The 23516-nt window shown below is 71.4% G+C and carries 22 protein-coding genes; 6 read left to right on the plus strand and 16 right to left on the minus strand.

Annotation, left to right across the window (positions count from 1 at the left end; translation table 11 throughout):
• Nucleotides 1-40 precede the first annotated feature (40 nt).
• Nucleotides 41-1528 carry an SPFH domain-containing protein gene (locus ABD481_RS07730; protein ID WP_344664887.1) on the plus strand — a complete coding sequence of 496 codons (1488 nt, stop codon included), beginning with the start codon at nucleotides 41-43 and terminating at the stop codon, nucleotides 1526-1528.
• A gap of 246 nt (nucleotides 1529-1774) precedes the next feature.
• On the opposite strand, the gene ABD481_RS07735 is transcribed toward ABD481_RS07730, so the two are convergent.
• Nucleotides 1775-1999, minus strand: coding sequence for a hypothetical protein (locus ABD481_RS07735; protein ID WP_344664851.1), 225 nt, complete (start codon nucleotides 1997-1999; stop codon nucleotides 1775-1777).
• A gap of 349 nt (nucleotides 2000-2348) precedes the next feature.
• Nucleotides 2349-2966, minus strand: coding sequence for a MarR family winged helix-turn-helix transcriptional regulator (locus tag ABD481_RS07740; protein WP_344664852.1), 618 nt, complete (start codon nucleotides 2964-2966; stop codon nucleotides 2349-2351).
• A gap of 392 nt (nucleotides 2967-3358) precedes the next feature.
• On the opposite strand from ABD481_RS07740, the gene ABD481_RS07745 reads away from it, so the two are divergent.
• Together ABD481_RS07745 and ABD481_RS07750 are read left to right on the plus strand one after the other, a co-directional pair.
• Nucleotides 3359-3757, plus strand: a complete 399-nt coding sequence (locus ABD481_RS07745; protein WP_344664853.1) for a phage holin family protein — start codon at nucleotides 3359-3361, stop codon at nucleotides 3755-3757.
• 62 nt (nucleotides 3758-3819) lie between these two features.
• Entirely contained in the window at nucleotides 3820-4719 is a 900-nt protein-coding gene (locus ABD481_RS07750; RefSeq protein WP_344664854.1) for a fructosamine kinase family protein, read from the plus strand.
• On the opposite strand, the gene ABD481_RS07755 is transcribed toward ABD481_RS07750, so the two are convergent.
• The 6 genes from ABD481_RS07755 to ABD481_RS07780 form a co-directional block, all read right to left on the minus strand.
• Nucleotides 4716-5771, minus strand: coding sequence for a hypothetical protein (locus ABD481_RS07755; RefSeq protein ID WP_344664855.1), 1056 nt, complete (start codon nucleotides 5769-5771; stop codon nucleotides 4716-4718). The genes ABD481_RS07750 and ABD481_RS07755 overlap by 4 nt on opposite strands.
• Nucleotides 5771-6943, minus strand: coding sequence for a WxL protein peptidoglycan domain-containing protein (locus ABD481_RS07760; RefSeq protein WP_344664856.1), 1173 nt, complete (start codon nucleotides 6941-6943; stop codon nucleotides 5771-5773). The genes ABD481_RS07755 and ABD481_RS07760 overlap by 1 nt, the downstream gene beginning before the upstream one ends.
• A 122-nt stretch (nucleotides 6944-7065) precedes the next feature.
• Nucleotides 7066-8703 (minus strand): hypothetical protein, encoded by a 1638-nt coding sequence (locus ABD481_RS07765; protein ID WP_344664857.1) that lies wholly within the window; start codon nucleotides 8701-8703, stop codon nucleotides 7066-7068.
• Nucleotides 8704-8909: 206 nt separating this feature from the next.
• Nucleotides 8910-9710 (minus strand): hypothetical protein, encoded by an 801-nt coding sequence (locus ABD481_RS07770; RefSeq protein ID WP_344664858.1) that lies wholly within the window; start codon nucleotides 9708-9710, stop codon nucleotides 8910-8912.
• A 74-nt stretch (nucleotides 9711-9784) separates the two neighbouring features.
• Complete coding sequence (locus tag ABD481_RS07775; protein WP_344664859.1) at nucleotides 9785-10522, minus strand: class E sortase; 738 nt, start codon at nucleotides 10520-10522, stop codon at nucleotides 9785-9787.
• 42 nt (nucleotides 10523-10564) lie between these two features.
• Nucleotides 10565-12394: an acyl-CoA dehydrogenase gene (locus ABD481_RS07780; protein WP_344664860.1), complete on the minus strand. Its 1830-nt coding sequence runs from the start codon at nucleotides 12392-12394 to the stop codon at nucleotides 10565-10567.
• Nucleotides 12395-12594: 200 nt separating this feature from the next.
• Here ABD481_RS07780 and ABD481_RS07785 point away from each other — a divergent pair, with 200 nt between their 5' ends.
• Complete coding sequence (locus ABD481_RS07785) at nucleotides 12595-12996, plus strand: SseB family protein (RefSeq protein WP_344664861.1); 402 nt, start codon at nucleotides 12595-12597, stop codon at nucleotides 12994-12996.
• A 64-nt stretch (nucleotides 12997-13060) separates the two neighbouring features.
• Here ABD481_RS07785 and ABD481_RS07790 read toward each other — a convergent pair whose 3' ends face one another.
• From ABD481_RS07790 to ABD481_RS07815, 6 genes are all read right to left on the minus strand, one after another.
• Nucleotides 13061-13723: a hypothetical protein gene (locus tag ABD481_RS07790; RefSeq protein ID WP_344664862.1), complete on the minus strand. Its 663-nt coding sequence runs from the start codon at nucleotides 13721-13723 to the stop codon at nucleotides 13061-13063.
• Between the two features lie 171 nt (nucleotides 13724-13894).
• Nucleotides 13895-14293 carry a thioredoxin family protein gene (locus ABD481_RS07795; RefSeq protein WP_344664863.1) on the minus strand — a complete coding sequence of 133 codons (399 nt, stop codon included), beginning with the start codon at nucleotides 14291-14293 and terminating at the stop codon, nucleotides 13895-13897.
• Nucleotides 14294-14295: 2 nt separating this feature from the next.
• A complete protein-coding gene (locus ABD481_RS07800) occupies nucleotides 14296-14964 on the minus strand; it encodes an ATP-binding cassette domain-containing protein (protein WP_344664864.1) in 669 nt (222 codons plus the stop codon).
• A 5-nt stretch (nucleotides 14965-14969) separates the two neighbouring features.
• Nucleotides 14970-15722, minus strand: coding sequence for an ABC transporter ATP-binding protein (locus tag ABD481_RS07805; RefSeq protein ID WP_344664865.1), 753 nt, complete (start codon nucleotides 15720-15722; stop codon nucleotides 14970-14972).
• A complete protein-coding gene (locus ABD481_RS07810) occupies nucleotides 15719-17683 on the minus strand; it encodes an ABC transporter permease (protein ID WP_344664866.1) in 1965 nt (654 codons plus the stop codon). Before ABD481_RS07810 ends, ABD481_RS07805 begins: the two co-directional genes overlap by 4 nt.
• Before the next feature lie 8 nt (nucleotides 17684-17691).
• On the minus strand, nucleotides 17692-18042 hold the full coding sequence (locus ABD481_RS07815) for a hypothetical protein (protein WP_344664867.1): 351 nt from the start codon (nucleotides 18040-18042) through the stop codon (nucleotides 17692-17694).
• A 118-nt stretch (nucleotides 18043-18160) separates the two neighbouring features.
• On the opposite strand from ABD481_RS07815, the gene ABD481_RS07820 reads away from it, so the two are divergent.
• Nucleotides 18161-18781, plus strand: coding sequence for an MTB12 C-terminal domain-containing protein (locus tag ABD481_RS07820; RefSeq protein ID WP_344664868.1), 621 nt, complete (start codon nucleotides 18161-18163; stop codon nucleotides 18779-18781).
• Between the two features lie 87 nt (nucleotides 18782-18868).
• Here ABD481_RS07820 and ABD481_RS07825 read toward each other — a convergent pair whose 3' ends face one another.
• Nucleotides 18869-19774: an NAD-dependent epimerase/dehydratase family protein gene (locus tag ABD481_RS07825; RefSeq protein ID WP_344664869.1), complete on the minus strand. Its 906-nt coding sequence runs from the start codon at nucleotides 19772-19774 to the stop codon at nucleotides 18869-18871.
• 180 nt (nucleotides 19775-19954) lie between these two features.
• Here ABD481_RS07825 and ABD481_RS07830 point away from each other — a divergent pair, with 180 nt between their 5' ends.
• Entirely contained in the window at nucleotides 19955-20926 is a 972-nt protein-coding gene (locus ABD481_RS07830; protein WP_344664870.1) for a GlxA family transcriptional regulator, read from the plus strand.
• Here ABD481_RS07830 and ABD481_RS07835 read toward each other — a convergent pair.
• Nucleotides 20881-23325, minus strand: coding sequence for an HAD-IC family P-type ATPase (locus tag ABD481_RS07835; RefSeq protein ID WP_344664871.1), 2445 nt, complete (start codon nucleotides 23323-23325; stop codon nucleotides 20881-20883). The two genes, ABD481_RS07830 and ABD481_RS07835, sit on opposite strands and share 46 nt — an antisense overlap.
• Between the last annotated feature and the right edge of the window lie 191 nt (nucleotides 23326-23516).

The raw sequence follows: 23516 nt of genomic DNA on the forward strand, positions 1-23516 counted from the left end.
ACTCCTCGTCGTAGTAGTGGTCGTCGTCCTGTTCAAGTCCATGTGGCGGGTCGCCGAGCCGAACCAGGCGCTGATCGTCTCCGGCCGCCGGCACCGGGGGGCCGGGTCGGACGGGCTGGGATTCCGCATCGTCACCGGCGGCGGCAACTTCGTCATCCCCGGGGTGCAGGTGGTACGGCGGCTCTCGCTGGACCTGAACGCCTCGGAGCTGGACGTCGAATGCGTGACCCGGCAGGGGATCCCCCTGCACGTCAAGGGCGTCGTGATCTTCAAGGTCGGCGACGACCACGCGTCCATCGCCAACGCCGCGCGGCGGTTCCTGGACCAGCAGAGCCAGATGGGGACCCGCGTCCACAACATCTTCGCCGGACACCTGCGCTCCATCGTGGGCGGCCTGACCGTCGAGGAGATGATCGGCGACCGGGAGCGGTTGACCGAGCAGACCCGGGCCACCAGCGGGACCGAGATGGAGAAGCTGGGGCTGATCATCGACTCCTTGCAGATCGAGGAGATCGGGGACCCGACCGGGTACATCAAGGCCCTGTCGGCGCCGCACGCCGCCGCGGTGACCCGGGACGCCCGCATCGCGCAGGCCGCCGCGGACCAGAGCGCGACCGAGGCCGAGGCGGTGGCCAACGCCCGCAAGGCCGAGGCGATGCGGAACACGAGCATCCAGCAGGCCGGGTACCAGGCCGAGGTCGAGCAGGCCCAGGCCCGGGCCCGGCAGGCCGGACCGCTGGCGGACGCGCAGTCCCGCCAGGAGGTCGTCGTCCAGGAGACGAAGGTCGCCGAGCTCGAAGCCCACCGCAAGGAGCAGCAGCTCCAGGTCGAGGTCCGCAAGCCGGCGGACGCGCGGGCCTACGAGACCGTGACGCAGGCCCAGGCCGAACGGGAGGCGAAGGTCCACGAGGCCGAGGCGCACGCCCGGGAGACCGAGCTGCGCGCCGGCGCCGAGGCCACCCGGGTGCGGGCCGAGGCGGAGGCCCAGGCCCAGGCGAAGCGCTCGCTGGGACAGGCCTCGGCCGACGCCGCGCAGGCGCAGGCGCTCGCCGACGCCGAGGCCCGGCGGGCGCGCGGACTGGCCGACGCCGAGTCCCGCAAGGCCGAGGGCCTGGCCGAGGCCGAGGCCATCCGCGCCAAGGGACTCGCGACGGCCGCCGCGGCCCAGGCCCAGGGGCTGGCCGAGGCCGAGGCCATCAAGGCGCGGGGCGAGGCGCTGGCCGAGCATCAGGAGGCTGTCATCACCCAGCAGCTGGTCGCGCAGCTGCCGATGGTGGTCGCCGCCGGGGCGAAGTCGTTCGAGAACGTCGAGCACATGGTGCTGCTCAACGGCGCCGACGGCGTGACCGATGTCTTTGGCAAAGCCCTGACCATGGGCGGGACCGGGCTGGGTCTGGCCCGCCAGATGCTGGCCGCGATGGGCGACCAGGCGCTGCGCAGGACTCTGCCGGACCCGGGCGCGCAGAACGTCAACGGCGTGGCCGCGACCGCGGGGCCGCAGAAGGACGCGGTGGTGATCAGCGAATAGTGGTCAACAGCGATTAGCGCCGGCACGGGGCGGCGCAAAACGCAACGCACAGTGCACAGGGAGACGCTCGGCGGATGTTCCGCCGAGCGTTTCGTGGTGCGGGGAGCCGCGCCGCCGATGGTCTTCGTCGGCCGGGAGTAAGCCGGCCGCGGGTGGGGAACGACGAAAGTGAGACCCGCCGGAGGCGGGTCTCACCAATCCTTGGCGCGTCTTCGGCGCGGAGCCTTCTCGTCGCTCGGCCAGGGTCTAGTAGAGGCCCTTGCGCTGCTTGTCGCGCAGCTTCTTCCGGCGGTAGGCCGGGATCTCCATCATGACCTTGTTGTAGCCCCAGTACAGAGCGCCGGCTGCGGCGGCCACCACGGCGAGCGTGAGCAGCGAACCCACGATGGCGTGCACGATCGCCGAGATCACCCAGAACGCGACGAGGACTCCCGCCACCGGGAGGGCGACCCACTTGATCCAGAACGACATATGCGACCCCACCTTGTCCTTGTCGCCAACGAGACCCCTTGCTCCTATCCCACTCAACGCCGTGGACGGGGCTTCAGTTCCCAGGTAACCACGCGATATGTCGCGTTGGCAAGCGCAACGGGTCGCGGGCCGCTTGGGTGGGACTGGTGGGTTCTGTGAGGCACACGGGGTATGTGTGACTACTGAGATGCGTGGGGCGGGTGTTCTTCAATGTGCTGATGTGCGAACAATGCACTGATGTGCGGAAGCAAAAAAAGACCCCCGCAATCCTCGGGCCCGACGCTTCGCGCGCCGGGCCCAAATAGCAGGGATCTTCAGGTTTGTCGCCGTACGTTGAGCCGTGGGGGGATCAGCGTGCGGTCTTCTTGGCCGTCTTCTTGGCGGTCGTCTTCTTGACGGCCGCCTTCTTGACGGTCTTCTTGGCGGCGGCCTTCTTCGCCGGGGCGGCCTTGGCCGCCGCGACCTTCTTGGCCGGGGCCTTCTTGGCGGTCTTCTTCGCCGTGGTGCGGGTAGCCCGCTGGACCGGCTTGGGGGCGGCCTCCTCCTTGGTGAAGGGGGCGCGCGCCTGGTCCAGGAGCTTGGCGAAGGTCGCCTGGTCCTTGACCGCCATGGTGCCGGCCAGCGTCTTCTCGACGGCCAGCACCTCCTTGTCGGCCTTGGCCAGGATCCGCTTGCCGGCGGCGGTGATCGTGGTTTCCATGGCACGACCCTGGCCGGGCACCGAGCGGCGCTCGATATAGCCCTTGAGGGTCAGGTTGCCGAGGACCGTGGTCATCGTCTGGGGCGTGACCAGGCAACGCCGAGCGAGCTCGGCGCCGCTGATACCGGGCTCGTCATTGATGACGAGCAGGGCTGTGTACTGGGGGACCGTCACGCCCATCGGCCGAAGCACGGCGTCCTTGGCCCCGCTGAGTTCCTGTTCGAGGCTCTTGACCTTGTGGCCGAGCCGCTGTTCCACCGCAGTCATGGTGTGAGCATATCCGGCAAAACCCTTCATGAACCAATTCAGGGCCGTTCGTGGGATACCGACCCTGATAGCCAGGCGTGAAACCAGCCCTCTGCATCCGCCGATCAGGCGACATCAGTGGACGATGACGGAATCCAGTCACCGTCTGCTTGCCAGAGTACGGGTACAGGGCATTGTGTGCGCCATCGGTGGTCGATTTCTTAGAAACCTCTATCCGTACCGTGACCCGCGAGTCCTCTCGAAGTCCTCTTACGCCACTGTGGGCGCATCCGGAACTGCGGAGGGTGTCCGTCCGGGCGCTCCGGTGTCCTGCTGATGTTCCGTCGTTGATTCCTAAAGCGTCTTCGGCGAACCCCTCGACGGCCCCGGTGGGGGCGTGCGAGCATGCGCGCGTGAAGAAACTCCTGCTGAAGATCGGGATCAACGGCGTGGCCCTGTGGGTCACCACGCTGGTGGTGTCCGGCGTCGCGATCCAGACGGATCCCGGCGCCCCGGACGCGACCAAGCAGAAGGTGCTCACGGTGCTTGTCGTCGCGGTCATCTTCGCCGCGGTGAACACGCTGGTCAAGCCTCTCGTGCAGATAGCCACGTTCGGGCTTTTCATCCTCACCCTGGGACTGATCACCTTCGTGGTGAACGCGCTCATGCTGGGGCTGACGTCCAAGATCTGCGAGCACTTCCAGGTGCGGTTCCACGTCGACGGGTTCGGGTCGGCACTGCTGGGCGCGCTGGTGATCAGCGTGGTGTCGATCGCGCTGAACGCGATGCTTCCGGACGACGTCAAGCGCTGAACCGCAGGAAACAGTGGTGGCGGGGCACCGCCGGGGCCACCACCTGCGGCTACGATCGCCATATGGCGAGTACTGTCGCGGACCGCGTGGCCGCCCTGTTGAACAGGGCCGTGCTCGGCGTGGCCGCCATCGGCGGCGGCTCCTTCGGCAAGACGTACCGCATACAGTTCTTCAGCGGCGGGGCCGCGTTCGTCAAGACATTGGACGACGCCGCGCAGGTGGCCGGCCCGGGGTATTTCGACGCCGAGGCCAGGGGTCTGCGCTGGCTGCGCGAGGCGGTCGGCGCCGACGGCCTGTCCGGCGGGGTGCGCGTGCCCGAGGTGCTCGGCGTGGCCGAGGACATCCTGGTGACGTCCTGGGTGGCGCCGGGGCGCCCGACGCCCGACGGCGCGGAGGAGTTCGGCCGGCGGCTGGCGTCCCTGCACGCCCGGGGCGCGCACAGTTTCGGCGCCGAGTGGCCCGGCTACATCGCGGTGCTCCCGCTGGACAACAAGGCCACCGAGGACTGGGCGACGTTCTACGCCGAGCGCCGGGTGATGCCCTATGTGAAGCTGGCGCGCGATCGCGGCCACCTGGATTCCGACGGCGCACAGGTGATCGAAGAGGTGTGCACCCGTATCGATTTCCTGGCCGGCGAGGAGGAACGCCCCTCGCGCATCCACGGGGACGCCTGGAGCGGCAACATCCTGTGGGACGGGCGCGGCGAGGGCTGGTTCATCGACCCGGCGGCGCACGGCGGGCACCGGGAGACCGATCTGGCGATGCTGGCGCTGTTCCCGCCGCCGTATCTGGACCGGATCATCGCGGCCTACGACGAGGTCCACCCGCTGGCCGACGGCTGGCAGGAGCGGGTTCCGCTGCACCAGCTGCACCCGCTGTTGGTGCACGCGGCGCTGTACGGCTCGGACTACGGCGTGCGGGCCGCGTCGGTGGCGCGGGACCTGGCGGAGCGGCTGCGTTAAGGGCTCTCATTCCCAACAGTCTCAGAAGTCTCAAGCGTCGCAAGCGCCGTCGCCGGTCCCGTCTCAGGGGCCTCAGCCGTCGCACCGCCGGGGTCCGGCGCCACCACGATCCCGAGAGTCGCCGCCTCCACCGCCGAGAACGGCCCTGGAACGGCCGCACCGCTGCGCCGGCCGGGCACCGCGCCTTCCCGTACCGGAAGGGCCGCCACGGCCCTGTAGTGCCTTCTCCGGCCCGCCAACAGGCACAACAGCCCCACCGCGAGGGCGGCCGGCGCGACCAGTTCGCCCCACGGCCGCACGGAGGCCGGCAGGGTCCGGGCGGTGAGCGATTTGACGGCGCCGCCGTCGGTCCCCAGCTCCACGCCGATCTCGTAGTCGCGGAACCAGCCGCCCGGCAAGGGCACCTCGTAGACCAGCCGGCGCCGCTGCCCGACCGGCAGCGGGCCGCCGGTCCAGGCGACCGGATAACGCCCGACCTGCTCGCCGCCGCGGGCCAGGGTGAGAGCGACGCCGGGGTCCCCGGCCGGGCCGCCGCCCAGGTTGCCGAAGGTCAGCGTGACGCGGGCCGAACCGTCGGCGCCGATCCGGGTCAGGAACGGCGAATCGTCGTCCGCGGTGGCGTCCAGCAGCTTCAGGTTGCCTGCGGCCTGCTGTGCGGCCTCGGGCAAGAAGCGCAGGCCAGGGATGGCGATCGCGGTGTCGACGGGATCGGCGGTCGCCCCGCCGTAGGGCGCCGCGTGCACGGTGCAGGGGCACGGCGTCGGCGGCTCGGTCACCAGCAGGTTCTGGTGGAAGCCGCCGAAGGCGTCGGTGGTGGCGAGCACCGCGGCGCCGATGGCGCAAGAGTTCGACGATCCGCCGATGCCGCAGACTTCCACCTGCAAGCGAGCCCCGGCAGGGAAACCACTGCCGGTGACGGTCAGGCGCTCCCCCACCTTCGCGGTGCTCTTTGAGAGCGTCAGCGCCGCCATCGCGGGTGCCGGGCCCGCCGTGAACGCCGCGCAGCCCAGCACCGCCGCCGCGGTCGCGGCCGCCACCAGCAGCCTTCGCATCAAGGTGCCGCGGCCTTCGAGGTCTGCCGCTGTCCGCCGGAGCCGCTCCGGTTGGCAGGCGAGGGACGGCCGGGACGGGTGCGACGGGTGCGACGGACCGGCGGCGGGTCGCCGCGGCGGCGCCAGAACACATATGCCGCGACGGCGAGGGCCACGACCAGCGCCACCAGCAGGATCGTGAGCCACGGGACGAACGTCAGCGACGCCGACGCGGAGGACGCGACCGCCGGCGCCACGGTGTCGTCGGTGACGTCCAGATGAACCGTGCCGATTTCGAATGGCGGCAGGTTTTTCCACACTTGGGCGAAGTCGATGCTCTGTCCAGGGAGTATCTGCGGCAGTTGAACAGTCTTGTCGATGAGAGTGCCGAACATTCCGGTGGCGCGAAGATGCGCTTTCGGAGTCTGGAGAAGATTGCCGCTATTGGTGACTGTCGCAGTAACGATGCCGTCACTGTCGCGCACATAGGCGGGGAACGAAGCCGATCCGGAGACTTTGAGTCCGGTGACGGTCAGACCGCCCATGGTCGCGCCGTCGACATGCAAATAGAGCCGCGCCGCGACCACTCGCTTGATACCCACGCGCACATTGCCTTGTTGCTGCACGGCCTCGACGGCGCTGTCCATGCCGGAGACCCCGCCGACGTGGTCGCCGGGGGTCGCGTCGGCGGGGATGACGACGGTGACCGGGACCACGGTCGACGTGCGCGCCGGGACGGTCACGGTCGGGAACGCCGGCCGGATCCAGGTCCCGACGCCGGTCATCGGATAGCCGTGGTCCCGCAAGGCGAACTGGCCGTCCTTCGGGGTGTTGTAGCCGTCGGCGCCGTAGACGTAGTACGTGATCGGGTGGTCGGTGTAGTTCGAGATGGCCAGGCCGTCCTGGAGCGTGGTGCCGGGGCGGCCTTCCAGGATGAAGTACTGGCGGGAGTCGCCGGCGGCGCCGGCGCTCGGCGCGGGCTGCACCCACCACGAGTCGTTCGGGTGCGCCGCCCGGGAGGGATCGTTCTGGCCGGCACTCGGCGACGAGCCCGGCGGCGCGGGGGAAGGACTCGGCCCGAGCGCGAAGCCCGGCCCGGCACCGGCGGCGACGAGCGCCCCGGCGGCCAGCGCCGCGGCGAGCAGACCGGCGGCTCGACGGGTTCCGCGCCGGCCCACGCTGTTCCCCACCATGATCTCCTCCACGCTCCGGCGGTGTGGTCGGTGTGGTACTGATGGCAGTGGCTTCCGTGGGGCGAATGGACCTCGCCCCACGGAAGCCGCCTGCGGTTCCCCGAATCAGCGCGGCGGACCGGCTATTGCAGGGAGATGGTGACGGTGCCGGTGTAGGTGCCCTGGAGCACGTAGGCCGGGACCTTCAGGGTGAGCGCGGCGCCGACCAGGAAGTCGCCGCCGGTGACGGTCGGCGGGTTGGTGCCCCCGGCCGCCTGCGAGCACAGCGTGATCGCGGTGTTCGGGTCCAGCGCCCCGCCGGAGCCGGCCGTCGGCGTCGACGGGTACGGCTGCGTCCCCGCCGGGTTGCCGGCACAGGTCAGGCCGGCGGCGCTGACGTTCCCGGCCGGGATCGGCGCGGCACCCTGGTTCCCGTAGGGCCCGCCGGTCAGTGCCAGGTCCGACATGGTGGCGTTCAGGACCCAGCCGTTGGTGGTGCCGCGGAAGTCCTGGACGTCGATCTGCTGGAGCGCGCCGGGCTGGTTGTGCACGGTGCCGTCGAGCGTCACGCCCGGGAAGGTCACCGCGCCGGTGTTCTCCGCCATCTGCAACGGCCCGCCGGTGACGGCGATGTTCGCCCCCTGCGGGATGGAGCAGGTGCCCTTGGCCGAGACCGCCGCGCCGGCCGCGTCCGCGGTGCAGGAGTTGTTGGCGAACGTGAAGGCGGTGGCCGCGCGCAGCGTGGTGCTGGGCGCGCCGTTCACGATCTCCGCGCCACCGATGGCCGCGATCGCGCCACTCGGCACGGTGTACGTGCCGGACAGCACGCCGTTGGCGTCGGTGCTCAGCATCACCGGAGCGCCGACGGGGTTGTTGGCCGCGTCCACGCCGCTGACCGCGACGGTGGCGTTCGGGTCCCAGTCGTGCCCGGAGACGCCGACCAGGGTGCCGGGACCGCCGGAGTTCGGCGCGGCGGCGATGGTGGGCTGTCCGAGGACGGTGACCGCGACCGGGATCGCCCCGCTGGTGGACCCGGTCAGGACGACCTGGCCGGCGCCGGTGGCGGCGGCGGCCGGAATACCGATCGACCCGGAGACGGCGCCGTCTGCCGGGACGGTGAGGGCCGGGCCCGTGGTGACGGTGCCCGCGCTGTCCTTGAACGACGGCGTCACGGTCTCCCCGGCGATCCAGCCGGCCCCGGTGAAGTTCTCGGTGGCCCCGGGGCGGACCAGCTTGGCCGACACCGCGCCGGAGGCGTTCGTGGCGGTGATGCTCGCCGCCGGCCCGGCCCCGCTCGCGGTGCACTGGATCACGACTCCGAACTGCGCCACGTCCTGCTCGTTGTCGCCCGGCGTGAAGGTGTACGTGCCGGTGCTCGTGGGCGTGAACGTCGCGGTGAAGTCCGGGATCTGGAAGGTGCCGCCGGCCGGCACCGCGACCGGCGGGAACGCCGCCGACGAGGCGGTGTCGACGGTGCCGCTGCCGGCCCCTCCGACGACGATCTTCGCCTTCGCGGTGGCGGCGTCGGCGATCGGGATCCCGGTCGGCGCGGGCGCCGTGGAGATCGAGTAGTGCCAGGTGATGGTGACCGGCGAGCCGACGGACACGGTGCTCGCGGAGGTGGTCAGCGTCACCTGCGAGCTGTAGTCCGGCGGCGGCGCGGCCAGCGCCGGGTTGTTGCTGGTGCAGCCGGTGTAGTTCACCGTGGTGGTTCCGGCCGAGGCCGCGGGGGCCAGGGCGGTCACGGTGGCGACGGCCGCCGCGAGCGTCCCGGACAGCACCGCGGCCCGTCTGGACGTGGATCTGTGTCTCGAGGTGGGTCTGTGTCTCACTGGAATGGTGCCCTCTCCGTGCCGGGGGGTGACAAACCCACGGGCCGGCGGCCCGCAGGGATGGGTTGTCGTGCACCTGATCTGATGGAGTGTCAGCTATTCATGGCCAGGGTTCTTGGGAAGTCAATACGCACGTTCGAAAGCCGGGTCCGGCCTCAGCCGTGGCTCCCGCTCCGGCGCCGCGCGGCGGCCAGGCCCCCGGCCCCGACCACCGCCGCCAGCCCCGCCGCCCCCGCCATCCACCGGCCGTCGAACCCGGTGTGCGGCAGCGTCGTCAGCGTCGACGTGGTGGTCGTGGCGGCCGTGGCCGCCGTCGCAGAACTCGATGACGCCGCTCCCGGCGCACCCGCCGCCACGGTGATCGTCGCGGCTGTCTTGGCGCCGCTGGCCTTGCACTTGATAACCAGGGTCAGCGAGCCGAGGTTCGCGTCTTGCTCGTTGTCCCCCGGCGTGAGGATGTAGGTCCCGGCAGTCGACGGCGTGAAGGTGGCGGTCATATCAGGGATCTGGAACTTCCCGCCCACCGGCACGACGTCCGGCGGGAACGCCGCCGACGCCCCGGTGACGACCGTGCTCGTGGCCGCGCCGCCGATCAGGATCGTGCCCTTGGCCGTGGCCACGTTCTTCGCCGGGATGCCCTGCGGCGGCGGCGCCGTGGACTCCGAGTAGTGCCAGGTGATGGTGATCGGCTTACCGGCCTGGAACCCGCTGCCCTGCGGGGTCAGCGTCACTCGCGTGGTGTAGTCCGGCGGCGGTGTCGCCAGTGCCGAGTTGCTGCTCGTGCAGCCGCCGTAGCCGACGTCGACCGGGTCGGCGCTCGCCGCCGGGGCGGACGCGGCGATCGTCACCGCGATGCCGGCGGCCACGCCGCCGAGCGCGGTCGCGCGCCGTCGCAGACGTCTGCTTCGGTGATAGGGGTGGTCCGGGGGGTCCGAGTAGTGGTCCGGGTGATCCATGAATGCCTCCTGACATCGACTGGCCGTTCGAACGGCCTAGCCATTGACGACAGGATCTGACGGAGTGTCAATAGTCATGGGCGGGGCCGTGACGAGAGCAGATGCCCGGTCACGATCATCCGCCGGGTGGAGGACCACCACGGATCGCACGTCGTCAGGGTGATGAGACTCCCGGTCGGCGCGGCGCCGGGGCGGCCGGGCACCGCGTCCACCACATCGACGTCCGACGGCGCCACGATCACCGGGCCGGTGTCGATCCGGTAGGTGTACCAGGCCGTCGCGGTCTCGACGGTGACCAGGTCCCCGGCCCGCAGTTCGTCGAGGTGGCGGAAGGGCTCGCCGTGGGTCTTGCGATGGCCGGCGACCGCGAAGTTGCCGAGTCGGCCGGGCAGCGCCGTGCCGGGATAGTGGCCCGCGGCCTTGTTCAGCACGTCCAGGCCGACCCCCTCCAGGACCGGGGTGCCCGAGGTGTCGGCGCCGGTGCCCAGGCGCGGGATGTGGAGGATCGCCACAGTGGTCCCCGCAGCGGTCGCCCCGGAGGCCGGCGCCGAGGACGGCGCACTCGCGGGCCCGGGCCCGGGATCCGCGGGCGACGACGCCACCGCGACGGGCACGGCGGCCGGAGCCGCGGCCGCGCCCGTACTCCACTGTTTATGCAGCGCACTGACTTCGTCGTCCATCAGCTGCCGACCGACCAGGTTCGTGTAATAGAGCTGATACACCATGAACAAGGCCATCACGACCGAGAACGTGACCAGCAGTTCGCCGACGGTCCGTACCGCGACTCGCAGAACCGCCCCTACTCTCGCCATGTCGGCGAAGAGTAGGGGCGGTCGCGTGAATTGCGAAGAGGCTTAGAACGCCTCCTCCGGCACGTCCATCAGCGCGTTGTCGGTCGCCTCGACGATCGCCCGCTGCGCCGCCAGCAGCGGCAGCGTGTTGCGGGCGAAGAACTGCGCGGCGGCGATCTTGCCGGTGTAGAACGGCACATCCCGCTCGGCGGCGCCGCCGGACAGCGCGGCCTGCGCCACGGTCGCCTGGCGCAGCAGCAGCCACGCCACGATGACGTCGCCCAGCGCGAACAGGAAGCGCACGGTGTTCTGCGCCACCACGTACAGCTGCTGGGGGTCGGACAGCGACTCGCCGGCCTTGTCCAGCATCGCCTTCAGCATCGCGCCGAGCTCGCCCTGCGCCGCGGTGAGCAGCGCGCGCTCGTTGGCCAGCTGCTCGCCGCCGGGGCCGGTGGCCAGGAACTTGGCGATCTCCTCGTTCAGCGCGTTGATGGCCACGCCGCCGTCCTTCACGATCTTGCGGAAGAACAGGTCCAGCGACTGGATGGCCGTCGTGCCCTCGTACAGCGAGTCGATCTTGGCGTCCCGGATGTACTGCTCCAGCGGGTACTCCTGCAGGAAGCCGGAGCCGCCGAAGATCTGGAGCGCCTGCGCCAGCTGCTCGTACGACTTCTCCGAGCCGTAGCCCTTCACGATCGGCAGCAGCAGGTCGTTCATCCGCTCGGCGTGCTTGTTCTCCTCGCCGGCGGCCCGGGCCACCTCGACGTCGTCCTGGAACGTCGCGGTGTAGAGCACCAGGGCGCGCATGCCCTCGACGTACGCCTTCTGCGTCATCAGCGAGCGGCGCACGTCCGGGTGGTGGGTGATGGTGACGCGCGGGGCGTCCTTGCCCGGCGTGGTGAGGTCCGCGCCCTGCACCCGGGACTTGGCGTACTCCAGCGCGTTCAGGTAGCCCGTGGACAGGGTCGAGATGGCCTTGGTGCCGACCATCATCCGGGCGAACTCGATGATGTTGAACATCTGCGCGATGCCGTCGTGCACCTCGCCGACGAGCCAGCCCTTGGCCGGCACGCCGTGCTGGCCGAAGGTGACCTCGCACGTGGTGGAGGCCTTCAGGCCCATCTTGTGCTCGACGTTGGTGACGAAGGCGCCGTTGCGCTCGCCGAGCTCGCCGGTCTCCCAGTCGAAGTCGAACTTCGGCACGATGAACAGCGACAGCCCCTTGGTGCCGGGGCCGGCGCCCTCGGGCCGGGCCAGCACCAGGTGGACGATGTTCTCGGACAGGTCGTGCTCGCCCGAGGTGATGAACCGCTTCACGCCGTCGATGTGCCAGGTGCCGTCGTCCTGCCGCACCGCCTTGGTCCGCCCGGCGCCGACGTCCGAGCCGGCGTCCGGCTCGGTGAGCACCATGGTGGAGCCCCACTGGCCCTCGACCATCCGGGCCGCGACCTTGCGCTGCTCCTCGGTGCCCAGGTTCCAGATCACCGTCGCGAAGTCGGCGCCGGAGGTGTACATCCAGATCGCCGGGTTGGCCCCGAGCACCAGCTCGGCCACCGCCCAGCGCAGCGTGCGCGGCGTCGGCGTCCCCCCGAGCTCGACCGGCAGGCCCAGCCGCCACCACTCGGCGTCCATGAACTGCTTGTACGAGCGCTTGAAGCTCTCGGGCAGCGTCGCGCTGAACGTCTCGGGGTGGTAGATCGGCGGGTTGCGGTCGGAGTCGACCAGGCTCGGCGCCAGCTCGTCCACGGCGAGGCGCTCCACCTCGGCCAGGACGGACTTGGCGGTGTCGACGTCCATGTCGGCGTAGTCGCCGGTCCCGTACACCTCGCCCCGCCCCAGCACCTCGAAGAGGTTGAACTCGATGTCGCGGAGGTTCGACTTGTAGTGGCTCATCGCCGTGGCTCCCGTGGTCCCGGACCGGCTCAGGGTTGCGTTCCGGTCGTACTCATCAGTAATAAAGACTCCCACCAGGATGCTACCCACTGGTAACTAGCCGCAAGCCCGAGTCCGGCTCGATTCCGCCATGAGGTCGGTGAGGTGGATCACGCGAGCCCCGTGCACCACCCCGGGCCCGGCGGGTAGGCTCTCTCCGCGTGTACGGCTATCCCCAGGACCCCCCGCCGTCGCAGGTGGCCAGCGCCCCGCTCAGCGACGCGATCCGGGCGTTCACCGGCGGAGTGATGGGCCCCGAAGACTTCTACACCGTCTTCAACAGCGCCAAGATCTACTGCCCCCGCGGTGAACAGCCGGGCTTCCTGGCCCTGCACGACACCCCCGAACCCGTCATCCCCATGTTCAGCTCGCTCGCGGAGCTGCGCGCCTACTCCGGCGAGGAGTCCCGGTTCTTCACCGTGACCGGCGGCGAGGTCCTCGACCTGCTCCCCACCGGCTACGGCATCGTGCTGGACATCGAGGGCGAGCACCGCATCGTGTTCGACGCGAAGGCCATCGAGCAGATGACGGCCTACGCGATGCAGCGGCTGTACGGGGGATAGCGCCGTACGGGGGATAGCGCCGTACGGGGGATGGCGCACCGATACCCCCCCGGAAATCGGTCGCCTAGCGGCGAGGGCCGGGAATGAGGCCCTCGACCAGGCCTTCCTCGGCCGTGTCCCAGGCGCGCCAGCCCGCCGTGCACACCGTCACGCCGATCGGCTCCGGCAGCCGGAACGCCTCTCCGAACGCGACGGTGTCGGACCTCGTGAACCGGCCCGCCTCCACGTCCGGCTTCGCGAACACGTAGGCCTCGGCCACGTCCGGCGCGCGGTCCACCAGGACGTAGCAGGGCACCCCCAGCCGGGCCAGCTCGGTCCGCGTCGGGTGGGCCCGGCGCCGCAGCGCCCCCGGGCCGCGCCCGGTCCCGGCGTCGGGCGTGGTGACCTCGATCGCCACCAGCTCGCCGAGCCACGGGGAGGTGAACCGGGCCATCGACTCGGCCCAGCGCTCGACCTCCACCACCGCGAAGTCCACGTCGCCGTCGACGAGCATGCGGACGTCCCGGGGACAGCCGTCGCCGCGGCTGTTGACCAGCGCCGTGAGGATCTTGGAGAAGGTCTGGCCGGCCGTCAGCCCGGCGGCCCACGACACGAACACGTCACCGCCGATGATCTCGACGCGCGAGCTGTGCCGGAAGCCGAGCCAGGACCCGATCTCGCCGCTCGCGACCAGGTCGCGCTCGTCCCCGGGGAGGTCCGCCTTCATGCGGAGGGTTGCCGTCGCCATGATGTCCGATTCCCGCCTTTCCTTGATCTTTCGGACCAGTGCACCAGCACCGGCCCGCGATCACGAAGCGGAAATGCCGCAGTTCACCGGAAAGAGTCAATTCCGATTTCTGCGGCAACCAAAAGATGCTCCCAAAACGTCTGCCTGCGACGATTCCCTCAATACTCGGATTTACCGACCGGCTTCCAGGAAGCTCAGCAGCTCCTCCGGCTTCATCCTCCGGGCCCGCGAGAACTCCCCGTCGGCCGAGTCGAACCGGATCTTGCCCTGCGGGTTCAGCACCGACACCGCCGGGATCCCCCCGACCATCGGATGGTTGAACTCCGCGTCCAGATCGGTGTGCTGATCGCGTTGCCCGCGCGCGGTCCCGACGCTGACCGTCACCAAGTGGTACTTCGCCGCCAGCACCGCGCTCACCGCCGGATCGGCCGTCCAGTCCTCGAAGGCCGTGCAGTCCGGGCACCACCGCGCCCCGAACACCAGCAGGATGTCCTTGCCGTCGGTGACGGCCGCGACCCGCGCCGCGGCCAGGTCCGCTCGGGGGTCCCGGGACGGATCGAACAGCTCCATGGTCATAACGTAGCCGCGTCGAAGTCGGAGGGGGAAGCCGTCGCCGCCAGTTCCCCGCGTCGCAGGACATGGACGCGGCCCACGAACCGCAGCGCCGCACGCGGGTGCGGCTCCGCCAGCACCACGGCGCGATCGGGGTGAGCGGCGGCCAGTTCGGCCAGAACCGCGTACAACCGCGCAGCCAGATACGGCGCCAGGCCCTGGGACAGCTCGTCGACCATCAGCAGCCGCCACGGGGCGAGCAGCGCCCGCGCCAACGCCAGCATCTGCTGCTCCCCGCCGGACAGCAGCACCGCTCGCCGTCTCAGCAACGCACGCAGATCCGGGAAGGTGTCCAGCGCCTCGTCGAGATCGCTCCGTCCGGCCCCGGCGAAGACCTCCAGGTTCTCCCGCACCGTCAGGCTCCGGAACACGCCGCCCTCATCAGGGATCAACATCACTCCGGCGGCGGCCCGCTGTCCGATCGGCGCGCGCGTGACGTCGACGCCATCCCACAACACCCGACCACCGCTCGGCCGCAGATAGCCGGCGACAGCCCGCACCAGCGTCGACTTCCCGGCCCCGTTCCGCCCGACCACCGCGACCACGTCACCGGCCGCGACGGTGAGGCTCACCCCGTGCAACGCCTCCAGCGGGCCATAGCGGACACGCACGCCCTCGACGGTCAGCATCCGCGTCACTCCTCCCCGGCGTAGATCTCGCGGACAAGCGGCGCCGCCAACACTTCGTCCGGCCGCCCCGAGAGCACGATGCGGCCACCGACCATGACTCGCACCGAGTCGGCGACGGCGCCGACGAACCGCAGGTCGTGCTCCACGACCAGGACCGCCATCCCGTCGCCGGCCAACCCGCGCAACACCCGCACCAGCCGGGCGATCTGGTCGTCGTCGAGCCCTGACGCCGGTTCGTCCAGCAGCAGCGCACTCGGCTCGGCCGCCACCGCCCGCCCCACCTCGACCAGCCGCATCGTCCCGGTGGGGAGCGTCCCGGCCGGAGCGTCGGCGAGCGCCGTCAGCCCGAGCCGGTCCAGTACCGCCGAGACCGTGGCCCGCACCTCCCCGCGCCGCCGGTCGGGCAGGCCGAGCAGCCCGGCGGCCAGCGGCCGGCCCCGCCGGTTCTCCGCGCCGACTCGCACGTTCTCCGCGACGGTCAATCCGGCGAACAGCTCGATCCGCTGAAACGTCCAGGCCATCCCGGCCCGGGCCCGGGCGTGCGGCGGCAGGCCGCTCAGCCGCCGGCCGCCCAGCGTCACGGTTCCGCCGTCGGCGGCGTCCAGCCCGGTGACGCAGTGGAACAGCGTGGTCTTTCCGGCCCCGTTCGGTCCGATCAACGCGGTCACCGCGCCGGCGGGAACGTCCAGATCGACGCCGTCGACCGCCGCGACGCCGCCGAATCGACGTCGCAATCCCCTGATTTCCAGCTCGGTCATCCCGTCCGCCGTTCCCGCACACGGGCCGCCACCGCCCGGCCCGCCGGGCTCAGCCGTCGTGGTGGATCAGGATTCGAAGACACCGGAGACAGGGAAGACCCCGAAGCCACTGAAGGCACCGAAGCCGCGCCGGCCCGGTCCGCCAGCCGCCCCACCAGACCGGCGATCCCACCCGGGAACCGCCCGAGCAGCACCGCGCCCACCCCGATCGCCAGGCCCGAGACCCCGACCACCGTTCCCACGTCCACCGCGACCAGCGCCGCCGCGCCGACCATGGCCCCGACCGCCGAGTCCACTCCCCAGACGGCCACGGCGGCGAACCACACCAGCCCCTGCACCGGGTCGAAGTCCGTCGGGTTGAAGGCCTGCGCCGCCGATGCCGTCAGCGCGCCGCCCAGCCCGGCGAGCCCGGCCGCGCACGCGAACACGAAGACCTTCATCCGCCGCACGTCGATGCCCGCCGAGACGGCCGCCGCCTCCGAGTCCCGCAACGCCACCAGGGCGCGCCCGAGCGGGCCGGTGTGCAGCGAGCGCACCACCAGCAGCGCCAGCACCAAGCACGCCACTTCGAGCCCGTAGAACCAGTGGTCGTCGACGAATCCCGGCGGCCGGGCCACCACCAGGCCTCCGACGAACACCGGCTGGGCGAAGACGAACCGCGCGACCACCGCGGCGGTCGCGAAGGTCGTCAGCGCCAGGTACAAGCCGCGCCGGTGAATCGCCGGATAGCCGGTGAGCCACCCCACCGGCACCACGAGCAGCGGGCCGAGGAACACCGCGACCAGCCACGGAACGCCGCCCCCGGCCAGCTTCGCCATGAACAAGGCGCCGAGCCCGGCGTATCCGGCCTGCCCCAGCGAGATCTGCCCGGCATATCCGGTCGCGACCACCAGGGACACGAACACCACGGCCAAGGCCGGCACCGCCAGTGCCGCCCGCAGATCGGCGGGATCGAAGAAGAACGGCAGCCCCAGCACCAAGGACGCCGCGCCCAACGGCAGCCGCGCCACCCAGTCAGACCTCGATATCCGCCGCGCCCCCACCCGATGAAGACCGGCCCCCACCGCGCCCGACTCCCGAATCCCCAACCGCGGCACCACCATCAGCGCCACGAACAGCACCGCCACGAACAGGTTGGTCCGAAGCGCGTCCACCACTCCCTGCCACCGCACCGCCGGATGGACCGCCGTCAGTTCGGTCTGCGCGATCCCGATCGCCAACGCCGCCCCCACCGCCACCGGCAACGACGTCAGCCGCGCCAGCACCGCGACGCCCATCGTCTCCAGCACCGTGAGCGTGAGGCTGTAGGGGTCCAGGTGATAGATCGGCGCCCAGAGGACCCCGGCCAGTCCGGCCAGGAACGCGCCGAACGCCCAGCCCCCGGCCGCCAGCGCGTCCGCCGGGACCGAGGCGGCGGCGGCCAGATCCCGATCGTCGACCACGGCCCGCACCATCAGTCCGATTCGCGTCGCCTTCAACAGCACCGTCAGGCCGGCGGCGACCACGGCCACCAGACCGAGTTCGACGATGGTCGCGTACGGAAGCCGCAACGACCCGCCCGGCAGGAGCACGTCACCGGCCGGCAGCAGCGATGGCGCGTTTACGTACGACCGTCCGCCCCACAGCAGGAACACCAGCCCGAGTTGGAGCACCAGGACGCCCAGCGTCGCGACCAGCAGTCCCGACGCACCGCTGCGCCGCAACGGCCGATACACCGACCGCTCCAGCAGCAAGCCGATCCCCGGGGCGACGAGGCCCAGCACCACGATCGCCGCCACGCCGACCGGCATCCGCCACACGCGCACGCACTGCCACATCACATAGGCGGAGAACACCGCGATGGCGCCGAACGCGATGTTGAAGACCCCTGTCACGCGATACGTGGCCAGCAGCCCGACGGCTGCCAACGCCGCCACACAGCCGATCGCCAGCCCGTTCAACGCGAGACCGGCGTAGAACATGGCGCGGCCTACTCCTCGGCCTTGTCCGCAGGCCCTGTCACCGGCTCTGCCACGGACTCTGCCACCGGTTCTGTCACCGGCTCTGTCACAGCCTCCGTCAGCAGCGCGTGCAGCTCCGCCACCCGTCGCGCCGTCCCGGGATCGACGGTGCCGATCCCCGACAACGCGAGAACGAAGCCGCACACCACCAACACCCCGCCGGGAATCGACGCGGACGCCAAGTACGGGAGCTGTTTCGCCGCGATCGCCTCGCCCGAGATCAGGTACCAGCCCAGAACCAGCAACAGCACCCCGACCGTCATCACGGCCGCGCCCAGGCTCGCACGGGTACGCCGGTCCAGGTCAACGCGCCGGGACATGCGGGGAACCCCTCCCGATCACGATCAGTGAGGCGTCAGTGTCTGTGGACCCTTACTGGAGATGATGGTATGTCAGATTCCAAGATGCCGGGAATACTCTCCAGGAGCGTGACCCTCCGTGATATCTCGACGCACATCTCTCGTCCGAACCGGCGCCACCCTCGCGGTCGCCGCGTTGCTCGCCGCCGGCTGCTCCTCCAGCAAGTCCACGCCGTCCGCGAGCGGCAGCAGCCCCACCGGCGCCGCCGGCAGCTCCAGCACCGGCGCCGCCTCGTCGTCCTCGTCCTCGGCGTCGTCCTCCGACACCGCGGCTTCCAGCTCCAGCTCCAGCAGCTCGGCCCCGGCCGGCGGCCAGCCCAGCGACACCGCCGCGGCGACCCAGGCCGTGAAGGACGCCTACAACAAGTTCTTCGACAACAGCATCGACCCCGCCACCAAGGCCTCGATGGTCCAGGACGCCGCCAAGGTCCAGGGCCTGCTGACGGCGCTGTCCGCGGCCGCCAGCGGGCAGAAGTCGTCGATCCAGGTGAACACCGTGACGTTCGACAGCGCCACGCACGCCAAGGTGGACTTCGCCATCCTGCTCAACGGCACCCCGGCCCTGCCGCACGCCACCGGCGACGCGGTCTACGACTCGGCGTCCGGGCACTGGCAGGTCGCCGACTCCACGCTGTGCCAGCTGGCCCAGCTCACCCCGGGCAGCGACCCGAACGTGCTCAAGGCCGCCGGTTGCAGCTGACCCGGCGGGCCCGGCCGTCGGCGCCGGGCCGGCCGGGACACCTCCCGGCCGGCCCGCGCCGCCGCTCGCCGCTCGCGCGGCGCCCAGCTACGGCCTGAGCACCTCCTCCAGCGCGGTCGGCGCCAGCCCGAACCGGGCCTGGATCGCGCTGGAATCCACCGCGAACGGCCGGTGCGACATGTGGTGGGTCTCCTCGAACTCGGCCCAGATCGGCGAGGTCAGCGACAGCAGCGCGACGTCGCGGTCGGTCAGCGTCTCCAGCTTCGGGTCCGGCACGTCCGCGACCTTCGCCAGGACCGCGGCCACCTCGCGCACCGTGGCGTTGGTCGCCGGCGCGTGCCACGCGCGGCCGAAGGCGTCGTCGTCCGACGCCGTGGCGACGGCGATCAGGGCCCGGGCCGCGTCGCCGATCGCCGTGTAGCCGGTCGGCGTGTCGATCGCGGCGGGGGTCAGGGCGAGCTGCCCGGCCAGGATGTTGGGCGCGACGGTCAGGGTGAAGGAGGACACCGCTCCCGCACCCAGGAACTGCCCGGACCGCACCTCCGCCGCCCGGATCCGGCCGGCCGTGTGGGCGGCCAGCGCCTCCTCCCACACCAGGGCCCTGGTGCGGCCCTTCGGGCCGGTCGCGAGCAGGGGCAGGTCCTCGGTCACCGGGCCGTCGACCGGACCGTAGGCGTAGAGGTTGCCGAGCATCACGTAACGCTCGACACCGCCGTCCTCGGCAGCGGCCAGGATCGCGCGGAACAGCGGCGGCAGGTCGGTCGGCCAGGTGTGATAGGCGGCCATCGCGCAGTTGAAGACGGTCGTCGCGCCCCGGCTGGCCTCGGTCAGGGCGGCGGTGTCGGTGGCGTCCAGAGCGATCGCTTCGACAAGCTCATGGTCCGCGGCGGTGCCGCGGCGGCTGATCAGGCGCACGCGCTCGCCGCTCTCGGCGAGGAGCCGGGCAGTGGCCAGCGCGGTGGCACCGGCGCCGACAATGACGTGGAAGGACATGGATCTCCTCCAGGATTCGAGGGGATCCCGATGGGGCCGGCCCGGGAATCGGGGCCGGAACCGAGATCGGGAGCCGGGATCGGGAACACAGGAACGCGTGCGCAGCGCTGGTTCCACTGTGGCCGCCGGGCCCGAACCCCCGGCAGGCCCGCGGCGGCCAACCAACCGGAGGATCCAGCCATGTCCGAGTCCCCGCACCACATCGTGTTCGTCGCGGTGCCGCCGGTCATGGCGCACGACCTGGCGACGGCGCAAGCCGTCCTCACCGAGGCCGGCACGGCCGGACGCGGCTCCTACCGCCTGGACGTGACGACCCCGGACCCCGGGCTCGTCGAGACCGTCATGGGCCCCGAGCTGGTGATCCGCCAGGGCCTGGACCTCGTCGGACAGGCCGACACCGTCTTCGTGGTCGGCGGCGGCGCCCGGCCGAGAGCCGACGAGCGGCTGTCCTCCGTCCTGCGCACCGCGCTGGCGGCGGGCCGGCGCATCGTCGGGTCCTGCACCGGGGTCTTCGTCCTGGCCCAGGCGGGGCTGCTCGACGGCCGCCGCGCCACCACGCACTGGCACAACCTCGACCGGCTGGCCCGCGACTACCCGCGGGTGACGGTCGAGCGCGAGGCCTTGTACGTCGTCGACGAGCCGATCCTCACCTCGGCCGGCGCCGCCGCGGTCCTGGAGCTGTGCCTGCACCTGATCCGCACCGATCTCGGCGCGGCGGCCGCCGCGGCCGCCGGCAACCTCATCCTCGCCGCCCCGCCCCGGCCCGCCGACCAGCCGCAGCCGACCGCGACGGTGCCGCCCGGACCGGCCCGCCGGACGCTGGCCACGACGCGGGCCTGGGCGCGGTCCCGCCTGGACTCCCCGATCGTCCTGGCGGACCTGGCCGCGCACGCCAAAGTCAGCGAACGCACGCTGACCCGGCGCTTCCACGCCGAGACCGGGCTCAGCCCGCTGCGCTGGCTGCTGGACCAGCGCATCGACCTGGCCCGGCAGCTGCTGGAGACCACCGACCTGACGATGGACGGGATCGCGCACCGCAGCGGGCTCGGCAGCTCGGACTCGCTGCGCCGGCACTTCGTCCTGCGGCTCGGCGTCACGCCGAGCGCCTACCGGACCCGCTGGCGCCCGGCGGAGCCGGCCGTCCGGGGCTGACCGTCGTCGTCCGCGTCCGGGTCCACGTCCGCGTCCTCCGGCCGCGTCGCCCGCGCGCCGCTGTGCGCGCTCAGGTACCGCCACAGCAGCTCCAGCACGACGCAGGACGCGGCGGCGATGCCCAGTCCGGTCGCCCACTGGTACCAGGACCCGAAGTGCAGGTCGAAGAAGCTGCGGCCGGCCGGCAGGGCGACGCAGAGCACGAACAAGCCCGCCATCGAGGCGATCAGGACCACCTTCCACCACACGATCGGGCGGGCCACCAGCTGCACGATGTAGAGGCTGCACGCGAACAGCGAGACCATCGCCGTCGTCTGGGCCTGCTCCAGGGAGCCGGACTCGGCGCGGGCCACCCAGTAGGCGACGAAGACCTCGACGCCGGCCACCAGGCCGGCCGGGATCGCGAAGCGCAGCACCCGCCGCACGAAGCCGGGCCTGGCCCGCTCGTAGTTCGGCGCCAGCGCCAGGAAGAAGGCCGGGATGCCGATGGTCAGGGCCGCGATCAGCGTCGTGTGGCGGGGCAGGAAGGGATATTCGAGCTGGAAGATGCCGACCAGGATGACCAGCACGAACGAGTACACCGACTTCACCAGGAAGAGGTTCGCGACCCGTTCGATGTTGCCGATCACCCGGCGGCCCTCGGCCACCACCTCCGGGAGGGTGGCGAAGCGGTCGTCCAGGAGCACGATCTGGGCCACCGCCTTGGTGGCCCCGGCGCCGGATCCCATGGCCACGCCGATGTCCGCGTCCTTCAGCGCCAGCACGTCGTTGACGCCGTCGCCGGTCATCGCCACGGTGTGGCCGCGCGATTGCAGCGCCGAGACCATCTCGCGCTTCTGCTGCGGGGTGACCCGGCCGAACACCGAGTGCCGGGCGACGTCCTCGGCGAAGGTCTCCGGATCCCCCTCGGGCAGGGTCCGGGCGTCCTTCGGGTCGGCGGCGCCGGGCAGGTCCAGCGAGCCGGCGACCGCGCCGACCGAGACCGCGTTGTCGCCGGAGATCACCTTCAGGGTGACCCGCTGCTTCTCGAAGTAGTCCAGCGTGGAGCGGGCGTCGGAGCGCACCCGCTGGCGCAGCGTGACCAGCGCGACCGGGGTGACGGAGCCCTCGACGACGGCGTCCACCGGGCCCTGCGCCCGGGCCAGCATCAGCACCCGCAGCCCGGTCGAGCCCAGCTGCTCGGCCCGGTCCGCCGCCTCGGTGCCGCGGCCCAGGACGTCCGGCGCGCCGAACAGCCAGGTGCCCTTGCCGTCGGCGAACGTGACGCCGGACCACTTGCGGGCCGAGGAGAACGCGGCGACCTGCTCGGCGCGCCAGCCGGCGGCCGGGTCCGGGTAGTGCTCGATCACCGCCCGCATGGTGGCGTTCGGCCGGTCCTCGGCGGCGCCGAGCGCGGCCAGCACGGCCGGCACGTCGACGCCGTCCGCCCCGGGCAGGTCGGTGACGTCGTCGAAGGCCATCCCGCCCTCGGTCAGGGTGCCGGTCTTGTCCAGGCACACGGTGTCCACCCGCGCCAGGCCCTCGATCGCCGGCAGCTCCTGCACCAGGCAGTTGCGCTGCCCCAGCCGGATCACGCCGACCGCGAAGGCCACCGAGGTCAGCAGCACCAGGCCCTCCGGGACCATCGGCACCAGGCCGGCGATGGTCCGGCTGATCCCGGCCCGCACCCCGCCGGAGCGGTGCAGCTGGGTGATGATCTGCAGGATCCCGGCCGGGATCATCAGCCAGATCATGTACTTCAGGATGTTGTTGATGCCGGTGCGCAGCTCGGAGTTCACCAGCGTGAACTTCTGCGCCTCCTGGGCCAGCTTGGCCGCGTACGCCTGGTGCCCGACCTTGGTGGCCTCGAACGCCCCGGAGCCGGCCACCACGAACGAACCGGACATCACCGGGTCCTGACCGTGCTTGAGCACCGGGTCGGACTCGCCGGTCAGCAGCGACTCGTCGACCTCCAGGGCCTCGGCGCGCACCACCCGGCCGTCCACCAGGATCCGCTCGCCCGGGGCCAGCAGGATCACGTCGCCGAGCACGAGCTCGGCCGAGGCGACCTCCCGCTCGACGCCGTCGCGCAGCACCCGCGGCCGGGCCTCGCCGACCACCGCCAGGGAGTCCAGGGTCTGCTTGGCGCGCCATTCCTGGAGAATGCCGATCGCCGAGTTGGCGATGATGACGAATCCGAACAACGAGTCCTGGATCGGCCCGACCACCAGCATGATGACGAACAGCGTGCCGATGATGGCGTTGAACGGGGTGAGCACGTTGGACCGGACGATCTCGGCCATCGACCGCGAGGTCCGGGTCGGGACGTCGTTCACCTCGCCGGCGGCGACGCGCTGCGCGACCTGGTCCGCGGACAGTCCGGTCAACGGCTCCGCCACGGCTGTCCCAGGATGCGTCATGCGTCCCACAAAACCTGAAACCGTGATTGGCCGCAAATCGGAGAATCTGTCCGGGGCGTAATGACGAAATCGCTCTACGCATACCCGCCAGATGAGAGCCCGCATTCGTTCGGTTGGCCTAGTCTGGCGCCGCGGCATGTCCGCACGGGGGTCGCTTCGCCGTGCGGATCAGGCGCCGCGCCGACCGACAG

Source organism: Catenulispora yoronensis (assembly GCF_039531695.1).
GTDB classification, from domain to species: Bacteria; Actinomycetota; Actinomycetes; order Streptomycetales; family Catenulisporaceae; genus Catenulispora; species Catenulispora yoronensis.